14 protein-coding genes are annotated in these 15702 nt (G+C 60.9%); 6 read left to right on the top strand and 8 right to left on the bottom strand.

The genetic code is table 11. The features are described 5' to 3' along the window. The first annotated feature begins 243 nt into the window (after positions 1-243). Positions 244-900: a hypothetical protein gene (locus O8W32_07750; GenBank protein WII09055.1), complete on the top strand. Its 657-nt coding sequence runs from the start codon at positions 244-246 to the stop codon at positions 898-900. Positions 901-1454: 554 nt separating this feature from the next. On the opposite strand, the gene O8W32_07755 is transcribed toward O8W32_07750, so the two are convergent. Further along, the gene (locus O8W32_07755; GenBank protein ID WII09056.1) at positions 1455-2690 is read right to left on the bottom strand and encodes a zinc ribbon domain-containing protein; all 1236 of its coding nucleotides are present in this window, start codon (positions 2688-2690) and stop codon (positions 1455-1457) included. 60 nt (positions 2691-2750) lie between these two features. Continuing rightward, complete coding sequence (gene mutM / locus O8W32_07760; protein WII09057.1) at positions 2751-3581, bottom strand: bifunctional DNA-formamidopyrimidine glycosylase/DNA-(apurinic or apyrimidinic site) lyase; 831 nt, start codon at positions 3579-3581, stop codon at positions 2751-2753. An 84-nt stretch (positions 3582-3665) separates the two neighbouring features. Here mutM and O8W32_07765 point away from each other — a divergent pair, with 84 nt between their 5' ends. After that, complete coding sequence (locus tag O8W32_07765) at positions 3666-4778, top strand: GTP-binding protein (GenBank protein ID WII09058.1); 1113 nt, start codon at positions 3666-3668, stop codon at positions 4776-4778. A 74-nt stretch (positions 4779-4852) separates the two neighbouring features. Here O8W32_07765 and O8W32_07770 read toward each other — a convergent pair whose 3' ends face one another. From O8W32_07770 to hemA, 6 genes are read right to left on the bottom strand one after another with little or no spacing between them, the layout of a single operon-like run. Next, a complete protein-coding gene (locus O8W32_07770) occupies positions 4853-5638 on the bottom strand; it encodes a uroporphyrinogen-III synthase (protein ID WII09059.1) in 786 nt (261 codons plus the stop codon). Beyond that, entirely contained in the window at positions 5635-6381 is a 747-nt protein-coding gene (gene cobA / locus O8W32_07775) for a uroporphyrinogen-III C-methyltransferase (protein ID WII09060.1), read from the bottom strand. The genes O8W32_07770 and cobA overlap by 4 nt, the downstream gene beginning before the upstream one ends. Next, positions 6381-7241, bottom strand: coding sequence for a hydroxymethylbilane synthase (hemC, locus tag O8W32_07780; GenBank protein ID WII09061.1), 861 nt, complete (start codon positions 7239-7241; stop codon positions 6381-6383). The genes cobA and hemC overlap by 1 nt, the downstream gene beginning before the upstream one ends. Beyond that, on the bottom strand, positions 7238-8515 hold the full coding sequence (locus O8W32_07785; protein WII09062.1) for a glutamate-1-semialdehyde 2,1-aminomutase: 1278 nt from the start codon (positions 8513-8515) through the stop codon (positions 7238-7240). Before O8W32_07785 ends, hemC begins: the two co-directional genes overlap by 4 nt. Beyond that, positions 8512-9516: a porphobilinogen synthase gene (gene hemB / locus O8W32_07790; protein ID WII09063.1), complete on the bottom strand. Its 1005-nt coding sequence runs from the start codon at positions 9514-9516 to the stop codon at positions 8512-8514. The genes O8W32_07785 and hemB overlap by 4 nt, the downstream gene beginning before the upstream one ends. A gap of 6 nt (positions 9517-9522) precedes the next feature. Then, entirely contained in the window at positions 9523-10773 is a 1251-nt protein-coding gene (hemA, locus tag O8W32_07795; GenBank protein ID WII09064.1) for a glutamyl-tRNA reductase, read from the bottom strand. A gap of 312 nt (positions 10774-11085) precedes the next feature. On the opposite strand from hemA, the gene O8W32_07800 reads away from it, so the two are divergent. The 4 genes from O8W32_07800 to O8W32_07815 all read left to right on the top strand — a co-directional run bounded on the left by O8W32_07800 (position 11086) and on the right by O8W32_07815 (position 15688). Beyond that, positions 11086-12039 carry an ABC transporter ATP-binding protein gene (locus tag O8W32_07800; protein ID WII09065.1) on the top strand — a complete coding sequence of 318 codons (954 nt, stop codon included), beginning with the start codon at positions 11086-11088 and terminating at the stop codon, positions 12037-12039. Next, positions 12039-12857, top strand: coding sequence for an ABC transporter permease (locus O8W32_07805; protein WII09066.1), 819 nt, complete (start codon positions 12039-12041; stop codon positions 12855-12857). Before O8W32_07800 ends, O8W32_07805 begins: the two co-directional genes overlap by 1 nt. 75 nt (positions 12858-12932) lie before the next feature. After that, positions 12933-14183 (top strand): histidine--tRNA ligase, encoded by a 1251-nt coding sequence (hisS, locus tag O8W32_07810; protein WII09067.1) that lies wholly within the window; start codon positions 12933-12935, stop codon positions 14181-14183. A 146-nt stretch (positions 14184-14329) separates the two neighbouring features. Then, positions 14330-15688: an ATP-binding protein gene (locus O8W32_07815; GenBank protein WII09068.1), complete on the top strand. Its 1359-nt coding sequence runs from the start codon at positions 14330-14332 to the stop codon at positions 15686-15688. Positions 15689-15702 lie beyond the last annotated feature (14 nt).

Here is a 15702-nt window from a genome sequence, read left to right on the forward strand (position 1 = left end):
TTGTTTCGGCATGGCATATGCCAGCATACGGTGGAGTCTGCCTGCGGCCGATACGGGGCAGAGAAGAGAGGGCATGCAGGAACCCTGCGGCGATAGCCAGAAGTGCAATTGAACATGCCACAATCAGACGCTGTTTTCAGGGAATCAAATTGTACGAATATAATACCCAGAGAATTGGCGCTTCTACATTTTCGGAATCAGTAAGACCAACAATATTCATATAGGAAAAGCAATTCCGTACTCATGTCATTCCTTGACGACACTAAAACCGTAGGAACGGCAATATGGGCTATCGGTATCCTCGAGATCATCGCAGCCATCATCCTCTTCGTCGGAGCATTCGTCGATGACGACATGAACGACGAGGTTGTTGGCTGGGTTATCCTCGGAGTCGGAGAGCTCATCTGCGCCATTATCTACTTCGCATTCGGACAGCAGATTCGCGGTGGAAAGCAGGTCCACAACAAGATCATCGACAAGCTCGAAGTCACCTCCGGCGAGGACACCTCCTCCAAATTCGGAGTCCTGACCCAGCTCGTCCACGTTGTCGGATACACCACCGTTGTTATCGGTATCTTCTACATCATCGGGTCCTTCGGATTCGACGACATCGGAGGAAGCATCGTTACCGGAATCATCGATCTGATCATCGGTATCATCATCCTCTGGGTCTACAAGAAGATCACCGACGGCAACGTCACCACCTTCGACAAGGTCATGTGGGTCGTCCTCATCGTCGTCTTCATCATCTGCATCATCTCGGCTCTGCTGAGCATGTTCGGCGGCGACGGCGTCGGGCTCATCATCTCCCTGATCGTCGGTATCCTCAACTTCATCGTCTACATCTGCATGCTCGTTTGGATGTTCGACGCTGACGTTAAGGCCAAGTTCGGAATGTGAAACCGATTTAAACTGAAAATGGGCGCCCTCGGGCGCCCAACCTTCTTTTTCTTCTTCTCTATAATTCTGTGATGCCGGGTATACTCCGGAAGCAAGTCTGCGCCGATCGGCCCCCCTAATAGGAATCCCATCTGCAGTGCTGTGCTTCACCGACGTCTTCTGTGCCTTTATCCACGGCTGTTCCTCCTATCCGCGCTTGCAGTGCCTTCAGAGGGCTGTTAGATCGGGTGACAGTCAGGGCTCTCCGACACCCTGAGCATACAGTATATTTCCATTGCATCCGCATTCCGCATTCTTCTGTATGGCCGGCTGTGCACCCTTGCAGGACCAGCATACGGCCGTGTGCCGGCAATCGTTTCAAATCTGCGCATGGTGCGGGTGTTTGCGGTCGACGGGGCAGGCACATTCAACGGTGTCTGCCATCTGTGATGCGTGCATCGTAATGAGGCTGAGGGGCTGGGGCCCTGTTCATCAGATCTCAGCATAGAACAATGAAAACCGCCCCTGTTCGGGGCCAAAGGGTTTCGGGGGGGAGCTCCCCCCGTTTTGCAGCTTCAGAGCTTCCTGCCGCACTTGGGGCAGACCTCTGCGCCGTCAGGCAGCTCGCATCCGCATCCGGGGCAGACGGCCCTCTCGGATACTTTCTCGATGCTGCCGTCGGACTTCACGATGTCCTGCTCCTCGCCGTCGAACTTGGCTCCGCACTTGGGGCAGACCTTGGCATCGGAGGGGACCTCGGCGCCGCATTCGGAGCACTGGAAGAAGTCGGTCTTCTTCGGCTTCATGGATTCGGGGCGGTTGATGTAGGTCCCGCACTTCCTGCACTTGATCTCTCCCGGGAGGATCAGCGCGCCGCAGTTGTCGCACCTGCCGTATCCCTGGGGGTACAGCCTGCCTTCCTTCTCCATCTTGGACCTGGTCTTGTTGACCCTGTCCCTGATGAGCCAGACCATTCCGACTATGAGGAAGAACATGATCATGACGTACAGCATGGCATCGGCGCATCCGACGAAGCTGGGGCCGTTCTTGTCCGCTCCGGTGTAGCCGGTGAGGCTCGCGGTGGACACAGAGCTGCTGTCGAAGGCCCAGTCCGATGCGCTGTCCCTGTAGGTGTAAACGGCAGTCCCGGAGGACTCATCCTTATCGAAGCAGGTTCCGACGATCAGGTCGAGCTCCCAGAGGGTGTCGGTGCTGAGGGTCTTCTCGTTGAGGGTGAAGACTGCGTGCCCGGTGGTGCCGGACTCGTTGGTGACGGTCACCGTATTGCTGCTCGCAGGCGCGGTCGCGCCGCTTTCGATGGTCTTGATGACATAGGCGTCGGCCGAGTCGGCCCGGGGATAGGTGAACAGGATCTGGTTGACGTGCGCAGTGTACAGGACGATGGAGTCGCCCTCGTATCCTTCGGTGTTGTAATCGAACTCGACGGTGTAGATGCCGTCATCGGTATAGGTGTACGTTACATTGGAGAATGCGCCGTGGTCGCTCGGGGTCTTGTCGCTGTTAGCGTCGATGAACTCGGGGGCCACAGATAGACCGCCTACGACGATCCCGACGACAGCGAACACAGCTCCGAAGGCCGCGATATCCCTGGTCTTGACCTTAGTCAGCCTGGGGAAGATGTAGAGGATGACGGCGGTCAGCAGCCATCCGATGACCGATCCTCCCAGTCCGATGCAGAGGATTATCAGGCCCAGCGCGAAGGCGATGATCATCGCCACGAACTGTTTGGTGGTGATCGAGCGGAACACTGTTTTGTTCCAGTCGATGCTGCCTCCCTTTTTGTCTGCCATGGTCGGGAGTTATCCCACCTGTTCATATAAAGATACCCGACAGGCTCTGGACGGGCGCTATTACAGCTTCCGGGGCTGGCATTCGGGGCACCAATAGGCGCTCCTGCCGCAGATGCGCGAGCGTATCAGAGGCGTTCCGCACACGGAGCACGGTTCCCCCTCCCGTCCGTAGACGTTCAGGTAATCGATGTCGTAATACTTCCTTCCCTTTCCCCCGAGGTAGTCCTCGGCGGTGACAGCGTTCTTGGCTATCGCGAACTCAACGGTCTCGCGTATGCAGTGCGCAACAGCATCCCAATCGCTCGGGCTCAGCGAAGAGCACGGGTCCAGGGGGCAGATCCCGGCGCGGAACAGGGTCTCGCCCGCCCAGATGTTGCCGAGGCCGGCCACTGCGGACTGGTCCATGATAGCGGCCTGCACAGGCGTGCTCCTGCCGGACAGCGTCATGCACAGGTATTCGCCGGTGAGAGATAGGTCGCCGGGCTCCGGGCCCATCGAGCCGATCCCGGAACAGTCATCCTTCTCCCCCTTTCCGAAGACCCAGACTGCTCCGAAGCGCCGCATGTCCGAGAAACGCATCTGCGAGCCGTCATCGAAGGAGGCCGTGATGTGCGTGTGCTTCTCTATAGGGAACTCTGCGGGGCAGACGTACAGTTGCCCCGTCATCCCGAAGCGGATGACCGCGGTAATTCCGCTGTCATGGCTTATGATCAGCGCTTTCCCGCGCCTGCCGATCCCCGTCACGGTGCTCCCCTCCAGCATCCGCATGCCCTCCGGCGTCGTGTTCTTCAGTATGCGGGTGCCGTCGGCCTTCACTGAGACGATCCGGCGCCCGACGGCCAGAGGGGCGACGTTCCTCCTGACCGTTTCTATCTCGGGAAGTTCTGGCATATTGATGCGTTATATGCTGAGGACGGTTAAAAACGATAAGCCCTTAATATGCGATACCAATCAGCAGGGCAGGAGGCGTGACGGATGGCGACGATCGAAGAACAGATTGAAGAGCTCGAGAAGGAGATCTCCAACACCAAGAAGAACAAGGCCACCGAAGCGCACATAGGCAAGCTGAAGGCGAAGATAGCCAAGCTCTCCATGGAGAGGGAGCACAGGCTGGAGCAGTCGAGGGCAGGCGGAGGGACCAGAGGGTTCTACGTCAAGAAGGCCGGCAACGCGACGGTCGCGCTGGTCGGTTTCCCGTCCGTGGGAAAGTCCACGCTGCTCAACCAGCTGACCGGGGCGCATTCCGAGGTGGGAGCGTATCACTTCACCACCCTCGATGTCGTGCCCGGAGTCATGGAATACAACCACGCGAAGATCCAGATCCTGGATATGCCGGGGCTGATCAAGGATGCATCCCGCGGGAAGGGAAGGGGAAGGGAGGTCATCGCGGCCGCCCGTTCCGCAGATATCATCCTGCTCGTCGTGGACATCTTCAACCCGGACCTGAGCGTGCTGATGAAGGAGCTCTACAACTCCGCCATCAGGCTCAACCAGTATCCCCCGGACGTCAACATCACGACGTCCCAGTCGGGAGGAATCATAGTAAAGCCGACGCTCAAGCTGACCAAGATCGACGTCGATACCATCAAGGACATGGTGGCGGCCTATGGCCACATCAACGCCACCGTCGTCGTCCGCGAGGATATCGACGTGGAGCAGATGCTGGATGTTCTCGCAGGCAACCGCGTCTACATCAAGGCGGTCATGGCCATCAACAAGGTCGACCTGGCCAAGCCCGGCCAGCTGGAGGCGGTCATGGAGATGCACAAGGCGTACAAGAGCGTCGGTGTCTCCGCGGCCACCGGCTACAACATCGATGCCCTGAAGCAGGAGATCTACGACCAGATCGACATGATCAGGATCTACCTCAAGCCGCAGGGGCAGGAGGCCGACATGAAGGAGCCCCTCATCGTCAAGAGGGGGAACACCGTCGGCGATGTCTGCGAGCTGATCCACAGGGACTTCAGGAACGCGTTCCGTTATGCCATGGTCTGGGGCAAGAGCGCTAAGTTCCCCGGGCAGACCGTCGGAATGGATCATGTCGTGGAGGATGAGGACATCCTCTGCATCATAGTCAAGAGGTCCTGAGACGGATCTGGGATTTTACGGCCGGACAGGCGGCGGAAAGGCCGCCGCCGGCCGCTGTTTTCAAGAAACCGGTATCAGTCGCTGCCGGCGAAGCGGCCTGCAACAGTATCCAGCATTCCGGCGAATGTGGATTTCTCCGGGATCGCGTCGGGCGCGAACCCCTGCCTGCGCATGGATTCCGCCGTCGGCCTGCCGATTGCCACCTTGAAAGTGCCGTTCAGCGCTTCGGCGGCCCTGTCCTTCCCGCACCAGTTCTCAAGCTCGCTGAGGAAAACCCTGAACGATTCGGGGCTGGTCATGAGGAGGGCGTCGAGCGTGCCGGACGATGCTTTGTCCAGGAGCCTCTCGGTGCATCTCTCCACCGGCGCCGGGACCATGCTGTAAACAGGTTCGTCCAGGACCTCTGCCCCGGCGTCCTTCAGGATCTTGGAGATCCCCTTCCCGCCGTCCGACGAGCGGAGGAGCATGACCTTCTTGCAGGACACCTCGTCGGCCAGTTCGCGGGCGACGCCCTCTCCCGAGTAGACCTCCGGGACGAGGTCGGTCTTCCTGCCGGAGAGCCTGAGGAGGGCATCCTCGGTGGTGCTCCCGGTGCAGGCGACGTTGGTCTTGGACAGCAGGGCATTCAGCCCTTCCGCCCCGTAGCGGCCGGCCATCTGCTCGGCAGCGGTGACCGATGCGAAAACTGCGAAGTACACCTGTCCGGAGCCGAGCTCCTTCTCGACCTCGGCGAAGACTTCCGGGTCTCCGGGGACGGGATCGAGGGACGGCGCTCCGAAAGGCTCGAACCCCGCATCGCGGACGGCCTTCTCCCCTTCGGGCAGCCTCGCCCTCGGGCGGGTGAAACCGACCGAGGTCATGCGAGGTCACCGAGGACTGCCCTCAGCTCGACAACGGACCCGACGACGATTATCCCCGGAGTTTCCGCATGCTGGGTCTTTATGGTGTCCTCGAGTTTCCCGACAGTGGTGACGAACACCTTCTGGTCGGGGTGGGACCCTTTGGAGATGACCGCCGCAGGGGTGTCCGGGGAGGTCCCTCCCTCGATGAGCCCGCGGGAGATGTTCCCCGCATTGTCGAGCCCCATCAGGATGACCAGGGTCCCGTGCCCTTCGGAGAGCGCGGTCCAGTCGATCCTGTCCTTATCGCGGTCGGCCTTCTCGTGGCCGGTAATGAAGGTGACCAGCGAAGCATGGTCCCTGTGGGTCACCGGTATCCCGGCCAGTTCGGGGACGGATATGGCGGAGGTGACGCCGGGGATGACATGGACTTCCACGCCCGCCTTTCTGAGTTTCTCCGCCTCTTCCGCGCCCCTTCCGAAGAGGAAGGGGTCGCCGCCCTTCAGGCGGACGACGGTCTTGCCCTGTTTCGCATATTCCACCAGCAGGTCGTTGGTCTGCCACTGCTTCAGGTGGTGGTCCGCCGCCCTCTTGCCGGCATCGATAAGCTCGGCATCGCTGCGGCATTCCTTCAAGAGCTGCTCGGTGTCGAGGGCGTCGTACATGACGACGTCGGCCTCGCGGAGCGCCCGCAGGCCCTTGACGGTGATGAGCCCCGGGTCGCCGGGGCCTGCGCCGATGAGGTAGACCCTGCCGGCCGTCATCAGGCATTCCCCTTGAGCCTGGCGGCTATCTCCGCGATCTTCGCTTCGGATTCGGAGACATCGAACGACGTCATCACCCTGACCGGGACGTCCGGTATGAACGAGACGGCGATGAGGGACACCGTGCTGCCGTTCAGCTCGGCGTTGATGCCCACGGGCGAGGAGCATCCGGCACCCATCGCGCGGAGGATGCTCCTCTCGATGCCGACCTCGGTGCGGGTCTTGGCGTCGTCGAGCTTCCTGAGCTTCTCGATGGTCGCAGCATCGTCCGCGCGGCACTCGATGCCGATGGCGCCCTGCCCGGCGGCCGGGACGAGGATGCGCTTGTCGACGGGGTTCACCTGGTACGATATGCCGAGCCTGTCCAGGCCGGCCTTGGCCATGACGATGGCGTTGTACTCGCCGGCCTCCAGCTTCGAGATCCTGGTGTTCATGTTCCCGCGGAGGGTCTTGATCCTGATCGTGGGGTTGAACGCCCTGATCATCCTCTCCCTGCGGACGCTGCTGGTCCCGAGGATGGTCCCGCAGACCATCTTGTCCAGAGGCAGGGGGATAGTGGCATCGCGCACGTCCGCCCTCGGGAGGACGGCGGCCACGGTGAACCTGGGGTCTATCTTCGCGGGTATGTCCTTTAGGGAGTTGACCGTGCAGTCTATCTCCCCGGCGGCCAGGGCCTCCTCCAGCTCCTTGACGAAGACGCCGATCCCGCCCATGTTGGCCAGGTGGGTGGTCACGTCCTTGTCGCCGTGGGAGGTTATCCCGACGATCTGGCACACTTCTGCGCAGGCCTTCTCGAAGGCCGCTTTGAACTCTTCTGCCTGGGCCATGGCCAGGCTGCTGGTCCTGCTCCCTGCTTTCATTCTGATTTCACCTTACCGAGGAAGTCGCCGAAGCACTCGGAGATCTTATTGCACGCTTCTTCGTCATGCGCGGTGGAGAGGAACGAGACCTCCATGGCGCCCGGCGCCATGTAGATGCCGCGGCGGAGCATGAACTCGAACATCTTCCCGAACATGGCGCGGTCGATCTTCTGGGCCTCCGCGCCGTTCCTGACCTCGTCGACCCCGAAGAACACTGAGAACATGGACGCCACGGAGTTGATGCATCCGCGGACGCCGCTGTCCTCGAGCCTGTCCCTCATCGAGGCGACCAGGCCCTGGGTCGTCTTCTCCAGGCTGTCGTACCTCCCGCGCTCGGACATGAGCGTGATGGTCTCCAGGCCTGCGGCCGCGGATATGGGGTTGCCGGAGAACGTCCCGGCGACGTAGACCGGTCCCTGCGGAGCGACCATGGACATGATGTCCTCCCTGCCCATGAACGCTCCTGCCGGATAGCCTCCGCCGATGATCTTCCCCATGGTGGTCATGTCGGGAGTGACCCCGTACCTGCCCTGGGCGCTCTTCGGGCCCAGCCTGAACCCGGTGATGACCTCATCGAAGATGAGGACGGCGCCGTGCTCCTTGGTGATCCTGCGCATGTCCTGGAGGTACCCTTTCTCGGGGGTGACGACGCCGACGTTGCCCATGACGGGCTCCATGATGATCCCGGCGATGTCCTCGTTCTTATCGAGGAGCGATTCGAACTGCCCGGCGTCGTTGTACTCGACGAGGTAGGTGTTCTTCACGTCCTCCGGGGGCACTCCCAAAGAGCTCGGCATGTTCTCCGCCGATCCCGAGCCGGCCGCCACGAGGACGGTGTTGTGCGCCCCGTGGAACCCGCCGTTCAGCTTGACGATGCCGTTCTTCCCGGTGAACCCGCGGGCGGTGCGTATGGCATGCATCGTCGCCTCGGTCCCCGAGTTCTGCAGCCTGCACATGGCCGCGCTGGGGACGGCCGAGGTGATCCTCTCGAGGAGCTGGGTCTCCGGGTGCGAGGGGCATCCGAACACGGAGCCCTTCTTGGTCTGGTCGCGCACCGCCTTGGCCACGCGGGGGTCGGAGTGCCCCAGGATGAGGGGGCCGTACGCCATGCAGAGGTCGATGTACGTGTTGCCGTCGATGTCGGTGATGCGGCATCCCCGGCCGCTCTCCATGACGATGGGATAGGGCTTGAACGCCCTGACGGGGGACGAGACGCCCCCGGGGGTTATCCTCTTCAGCAGGGCGTACTCGGTCTCGGAGTTGGACGTCCTCATTGGATCCCCTTGAGCATCCTGGCGGCGTCTTTGGCGTAGTAGGTGATGATCATGTCGGCGCCGGCGCGCTTGATGCCGATGAGGGATTCCATCATGATCCTCTCCTCATCGATCCATCCGTTGGCGGCGGCCGCCTTGATCATGGCGAACTCTCCCGATACCTGGTAAGCGCAGATGGGGACGGGGAACGTATCGGCCGCTTCGCGGACGACGTCAAGGTAGGGGCCGGCGGGCTTCACCATGATGATGTCCGCGCCCTCGTCGAGGTCCTCGGAGATCTCCCTCAGCGCCTCGCGCCTGTTGGCAGGGTCCATCTGGTATGTGGCGCGGTCCTTCCTGGCGTGGCAGGCGCAGGACGGCGCGGAGTTGGCGATGTCCCTGAACGGGCCGTAGTAGGCGCTCTGGTACTTCGCGGAGTAGGCCATTATGGGGGTGTTCTGGAACCCGGCGCAGTCGAGCGCGTTCCTGATGGCGTCGATCTGCCCGTCCATCATCCCGGAGGGGGCGATGATGTCCGCTCCCGCCTTCGCCTGGGACACTGCGATCTTCCCGTAGAGCTCGACGGTGGGGTCGTTGTCGACGTCCCCGTCCTCGCGGAGGACGCCGCAGTGGCCGTGGTCGGTGTACTCGCACATGCAGAGGTCGGCGATGATGACCAGCCCCTCGCCCTCTTTCTGGGCGGCCCTGAGGCCGCGGATGGCGGTCTGCACCACTCCGGTGTCGGAGTAGGCGTCCGAGCCGACGGAGTCCTTCTTCGCGGGGACCCCGAACACCAGGACCGAGGTGACGCCGCTGCCGAGGATGTCGTCGAGTATCTCCCTGTACCCGGAGAGCGGGTAGGTGGGAACGCCCGGCATCGATGCGGTGTATTTGATCTCGTTTATGTTCGCATCGAAGAATATAGGCAGAATGAGGTTCGAGGGGTCGAGCCTGGTCTCCCTCACGAGCGATCTGATCTCCGGTGTCTGTCTGAGCCTTCTTCCTCTGTTGATAGGGAACATTGTGATTCACTCCTTGCCGGACGGTGAGAAGAGCTTCGAGGCGGCGTCCACAACGTCGTCCTCCCCGTTCAGTGCCGCCTTCCTGAGGTTCTTGATGATGTCCGCACTTAACTGTTTTATTATCGCGCGCGTGAGAGCGTCCACGGTCTCGTCTGGATCGGCCCCGTTGGACAGCGCATGCTTGGCCTTCTCGGCCTCGGTCTGCCTGATGCGCTCGGACATCATGCCGATGCCGCGGATGACCGCATCGGCCGCCTCGGTCTTCCGGTCCTCGGCGATCTTCGCCATCTCCTGCTGGATGATCTTCTCGGCCGCGGAGATCTCCTTCTTCCTGCGCGCGACGTTCTCCGCCGCGATGGCGTCGAGGGATGCCATGGTGGAGAGCGTGACGTTGGGAACGCTGCCGGCGTCCTTCGCGACGTTCGTCGGGACGGAGACGTCGATCAGGAGCAGGGGGCGGTCCGGCCTCGAGGCCATGGCATTCTCCACCATCTCCCTGCTGACGACGTCATGGTGGGCAGAGGTGGCCACGAGCACGAGGTCGCTGCCGGCTATCATCTCGGTCAGGCGGTCCATGCCGACCGCGGTCCCTCCCAGTTCCTTCGCGAGCTCGCGGGCCCTCTCGAAGGTCCTGTTGGAGACGAAGACCGTGCGGGGGCCTTTGCCGGCCAGGTTCTTGGCGATGAGCCCGGCCATGTCGCCCGCTCCGATGATCGCGATGTTCTTCCCCTCGAGGGAGCCGATCTTCTTCTCAGCGAGCTCTATGGAAGCGTACCCGACCGACACAGCCCCCTTGTTCAGCTCCGTCTCGGTCCTGACCTTCTTGCCGACGACGATGGCGTTGTTGAACAGAGAATAGAGCACGCGCCCGACATGGCCTTCCTTCTGGGCCTTGGCGAATGAGTCCTTCACCTGGTGCTGGATCTGGTCCTCTCCGACTATGAGCGAGTCGATCCCGCAGACCACGGTGAAGAGGTGCTTTATGCACTCGTCGTCCTGCAGGATGTACCAGAAGTCCCTATGCTCATAGGGGATGGCCTTCCTGACCGTCTCCTCCATGCGCAGGCGGACGGCGTGGTTGTCGTCTGCCGCGGCGTATGCCTCCAGGCGGTTGCACGTGCGTATGACCACATATTCCGATACATCGGGATCGTTCTCGAGGTCCTTCGTGACCGCTTCCTCAAGCCCGGGTATGATCTCGGTAAGGCACTCCATCCCCCCGGCGGAAGAATGCGTGATATGAAGGCTGACCAGCATTGATGTACCTCCGCAGCAGGGTCGCGTCCCGTGTTACGGACAATGTGTGTTCGTATTCGGCTTGGATATATATGGTAATCGGCAGGATGCACGGGATTACAATCCACCTTATGATGTGCCAGATAAGAAAAGCTATAAAGTGTGCGCATCGCGCATACTGTTGCGGGAACAGTCGGCGGAACCCCCTGTCCGGCCGAATCTGGGCGGCTGCTAAGGCATCGGAAACGTGCAGAACAGAATTGTATTATTGTAATTTAGTCATCCTTAAATAAACACTTTCACTTGATGTCCGCATGGAAAGGAAGTGGTCTCATGACCGAAACGGAAGCGCCGATATCCATTCAGGATCTGCGCAAATCATACAGGAACGGCTTCACAGCCGTCGACGGGCTCAGCCTGGACGTCAGGAAGGGGAGCTTCACCGGGCTCCTGGGCCCGAACGGGGCCGGGAAGAGCACCACGCTCAAGATCGCCTCCGGGCTGGTGCCCCCGACGTCCGGCCGCGTGCTGCTGAACGGTTTCGATGTGGCCTCTGAGCACAGGAAAGCGCTCAAAGACGTCGGGACCGTGATCGAGACCCCGGAATACTATGCCTACCTGACGCCCAGGGAGACGTTCTCCTACATCGGCGGGGTCATCGGCATGCGCAGGGAATCGGTCGCAGCCCAGACCGATGCCCTGCTGGAAGAGGTCAAGATGTCCGAGTGGGAGGACAAGAGAATAGGGACCTTCTCCAAGGGGATGAGGCAGCGCATCTCCATCGCGCTGGCACTTTTGAACGATCCGAATGTGATCATCCTCGACGAGCCCACTTCCGGGCTCGATCCCCGCGGCATGGCGGAGATGAGGGAGATCCTGAAGAACATCAGGAACGGCAAGCCCGGGCTCACGGTGCTGATGTCATCGCACATGATGCACGAGGTCACCGATCTATGCGACCGCATAGCCATGGTGAACCGTGGGAGGCTCCTGGTGCACGACGACAAAGAGAAGGTCATCGGAGGCTCCGGCGACGAGCACCGCCTGAGCATCAGGCTGGCCGGCGGGGCCTCCCCGGAGGCCCTGGAGGCTGTGCGCTCCGAAGTGTGCATAGAATCGGCCGAGGTCAGCGGGACCGCCATCGAGGCGGTCATGCGCGGGAACGATGACTCCGCAGCGGATCTCATCGCAGCCCTGGTGGCCCGCGGGCTGCGCCCCTGCTCCGTGTCCGAGGATGAGAATGCTCTCGAGAACAGGTACCTCGAGATGATCCAGGAGTCGGGATGATGGCGGCTGAATTCAAGTCCCTGTCCGGGCATGTATCGGGGTCCGACATCTGGGACAGTCTGAGGCAGGCGGCCGTGGTGTCCGCCAACGAGATGCGGAAGTTCCTCCGCGGGAAGAAGCTGCTGCTGTTCGCCGCGATGGTCGCGGCGGTCGTGGCCCTGATGACCTATGCCATCGCCGCGTTCTCCGACAATACGAGCGCCTCGTTCGTGAGCACGGCCTTCGCCACCTTCGCCTATCTGGTGGTCATAATTGCCGCCGCCCTCTTCGCCGCGCCGGCCGTCGCCGGCGAGTACGAGGACCGCACAGCGCTGATACTGTTCACCAGGCCCATCGGCAAGATGTCGATATTCCTGGGAAAGACCGCGGCCGCACTCCTGGTCACCATGGTGTTCACCGCCGTCTACTACTGCGTCTCCGCGGTGCTCTCGGCGGCCATCTGCGGAGGGGTCACCGGGAACCACTGGGCCTCCATGGGACTGGCCCTGGCATACTGCGCCGCGTCCGTGGGCATAGCCATGCTGTTCAGTGTCGTCCTCAGGAGGTCGAGCACCGCGGTGGTGATGACCATCATCTTCCTGACCCTGATCGCCGGTGTCCTGACCAACGTCTTCGAGATCGGAGGGATAGAAGATCCGTGGTACCTTCTGGAGTACTGCTCCGACGATATCGTCTTCGCGATCGACGGCACCTTCGACATGATGGGGACCCAATACGTCCGCGACGTGGATCTGATGCGTTCGGCCGCCGTGATGGTCATATGGGGGCTGGCGGCCTGGGCGCTGGGGTACCTGGCGTTCAGGAAGAAGGAGTACTGAAGGGAAGGGGCCCGGTGCCCCGCCCTTCTCTCTTCCTGCGCAATTATTTAATCGGTGTGGGGCGTGCGACGCCCTATGATACAGTGTCCCCGCGGCACGAGGGATTTCCTGCCGGACGAGCTTGAGAAGAGAAGGCACTACGAATCGGTACTGCGCGGAGTGGCGCGGAGGTTCGGGTACCGCGAGATCGAGACCCCCATCTTCGAGGAGGCCGAGCTCTTCATACTCAGGTCCGGCCCCAATGTGATGAAGGAACTGTACGCGTTCAAGGACAAGGGAGACCGCGAGATCGCCCTCAGGCCCGAGATGACCGCTCCGGTCATCCGCGCCTTCGTCAACGGCATGGGCTCCTATCCCAAGCCGATAAAGCTGTTCTACTTCGGCCAGTGCTTCAGGTACGAGCGCCCCCAGGCCGGGAGGTACCGCGAGTTCTTCCAGTTCGGATCGGAGATCATCGGCGCGGCCACTGTCGAGACCGATGCCGAGTCCATCGCCATGGCGGCATCCATGATCAAAGCGCTGGGTCTCAAGGATTACAAGCTCCGCATCGGGCACATCGGGGTCCTGAGGCAGAGGATCGCGGACATCGGCGTGCCGGCCGAGAAGACCGCCGAGGTGCTCCAGAAGCTCGACAAGAAGAACTATGATGAGTGCAGGCCGCTCCTGCAGTCCATGGGTGTGAAGGATGAGGACATCTCGGGCCTGTTCGAGCTGACCGAGACCGTCGGCGGGACCGAGGTCCTCTCCAAGGTCCCCGGAGAGGCCGGGGACTACCTCCGCTCCCTGACATCCATCCTGGAGAAGATGGGCGTGAAGGACGTGGAGATCGACCTCGGCGTCGTCCGCGGGCTCGACTACTACACGGGGATGGTCTTCGAGGCCGAGGCCCCCTCGCTGGGCGCCGAGAAGCAGATCTGCGGCGGCGGCTCGTATTCCCTATCGGAGCTTTTCGGCGGGGAGAAGGTGTTCTCCACCGGGTTCGCCATCGGCTTCGACAGGATCCTGCTGGCAATGGAGAGGGAGGGCATCGCCTACGAGCCGGAGGGGATCGATGCTTACGTCATCCCCGTCTCCGACGATGTCCGCGCGGACGCCGCCGGCATCGTCACCGCCATCAGGGAGGCCGGCGCCTCCGCCGACGTGGACATCATGGGCAGGAAGATGGCGAAGGCCCTGAAGTACGCGGACTCGGTGAGAGCCAGATGTGCCGTCATCGTGGGCAGGAAAGAGCTCGACAGGGGCTGTGTCGTCCTCAGGGATATGAAGACCGGAGAGCAGTCCGAGGTCCCCCTGGCCGAACTGGCCGGGAAGTTCGCTCAGGAGTGAGCGGCGGTCCTGACGGAGGGGGAAACGCCCCTCCGATTTTAGGCTCAATTTAATTTAACTTCGAAAAATGTTATCAAACTTACAAAATCATAACCATATTTTGCAACGATTCTAACATTTTTATAACTTAAAATCAATAACGTTTTATGAGACGCTTGATCGAGAAGAGCTTGAAGGAGTGGAAGGACTCCCACAGGCGCAAGCCTCTGATGATATTGGGCGTCCGCCAATGCGGGAAGACCTACTCGATGAAGGAGCTCGGCCGCAGAGAATTCCCAGATTATGCATATTTCAACTTCGAATCGGACGAAGGAGGCAGATTGAAGGGCATCTTCGAGAAAGGGCTCGATACCAGCAGGATAATCGACGATCTTTCATACGTACGCGGGAAGAGGATCACGCCGGACACGCTGATAATCTTCGATGAGATTCAATATTGCATGAGGGCGATCGCCTCGCTCAAATACTTCTGCGAGGAGGCTCCGGAGTACTACATTGTCTGCGCAGGTTCTCTGCTTGGGGTCAAACTTCACGAATCCACGGAGGGAAGGTCAGGCGATTATTCGTTCCCTGTCGGGAAGGTTCGGTTCATGAACATGTACCCTATGAACTTCGCCGAGTTCCTACGCGAGACCAGAGGGGACCTGTACGGAGATCTCGCAGAGAACATATCCGCGGGAGAGACTGTGCCAGACGCTGCGATGTCTGTTCTCGAGGAGGCTGTCCGCGAGTATTGGCTTGTGGGAGGCATGCCGGAGTCGGTCGCGGTCTGGAAGGAAACCAGGGATATCGAGGCGGTGAGGGAGGTGCAGAAAGACATCGACATGTCGTACCTCATGGACTTCTCCAACCATGCCCCGGAGGATTTCCCCAAGCTCAGCGCCATATGGAATTCCATAGCCAGGCAGAACGCCAAGGGGAACGAGCGTTTCTTCTTCAACGAGGCCGTCGAAGGCTCGAGGGCGGGACAGCTCAAGGATGCGCTGCAATGGCTCATCGATGCGGGGCTCGTCTACCGCTGCACAAGGGTATCGAGCCCGGATGTTCCGCTCACCGACAGGGAGGACAGGAACATCTTCAAGCTGTACATGGCCGACGTGGGTCTGATGACCTTCAAGTCCGGAGTGCCGGCGAAGGCGGTCGGGAAAGAGGAGGAAGCCTACGGCCTTTTCAGAGGAGCCCTGGCGGAGAACTTCGTCCTCACGGAGATGATATCATCGTACGGGACCGAGAAACCGTATGATTACTGGAAGAACGACAGGGGCATCTCGGAAGTGGACTTCCTGCTGGATATGGGCGGGGAGACGATCCCCATAGAAGTGAAATCCGGGCGTGTCCCGCGCCTGCGCAGCATGGAGCAGTACATATCCCTCTACAATCCGCGCGTCGCTGTGCTGGCGTCGTTCAGGAACCTCGGCGGCGAAGGGAAGCTCCGCTCCGTCCCCCTTTATCTGATGTGGAGGGTAAAGGATTTCATCAGGAATCCGGAGCGATCCCGGCCCTGATGATCAAATCCAGG

Source organism: Methanomassiliicoccales archaeon LGM-DZ1, assembly GCA_030168595.1.
GTDB lineage: Archaea > Thermoplasmatota > Thermoplasmata > Methanomassiliicoccales > Methanomethylophilaceae > Methanomethylophilus.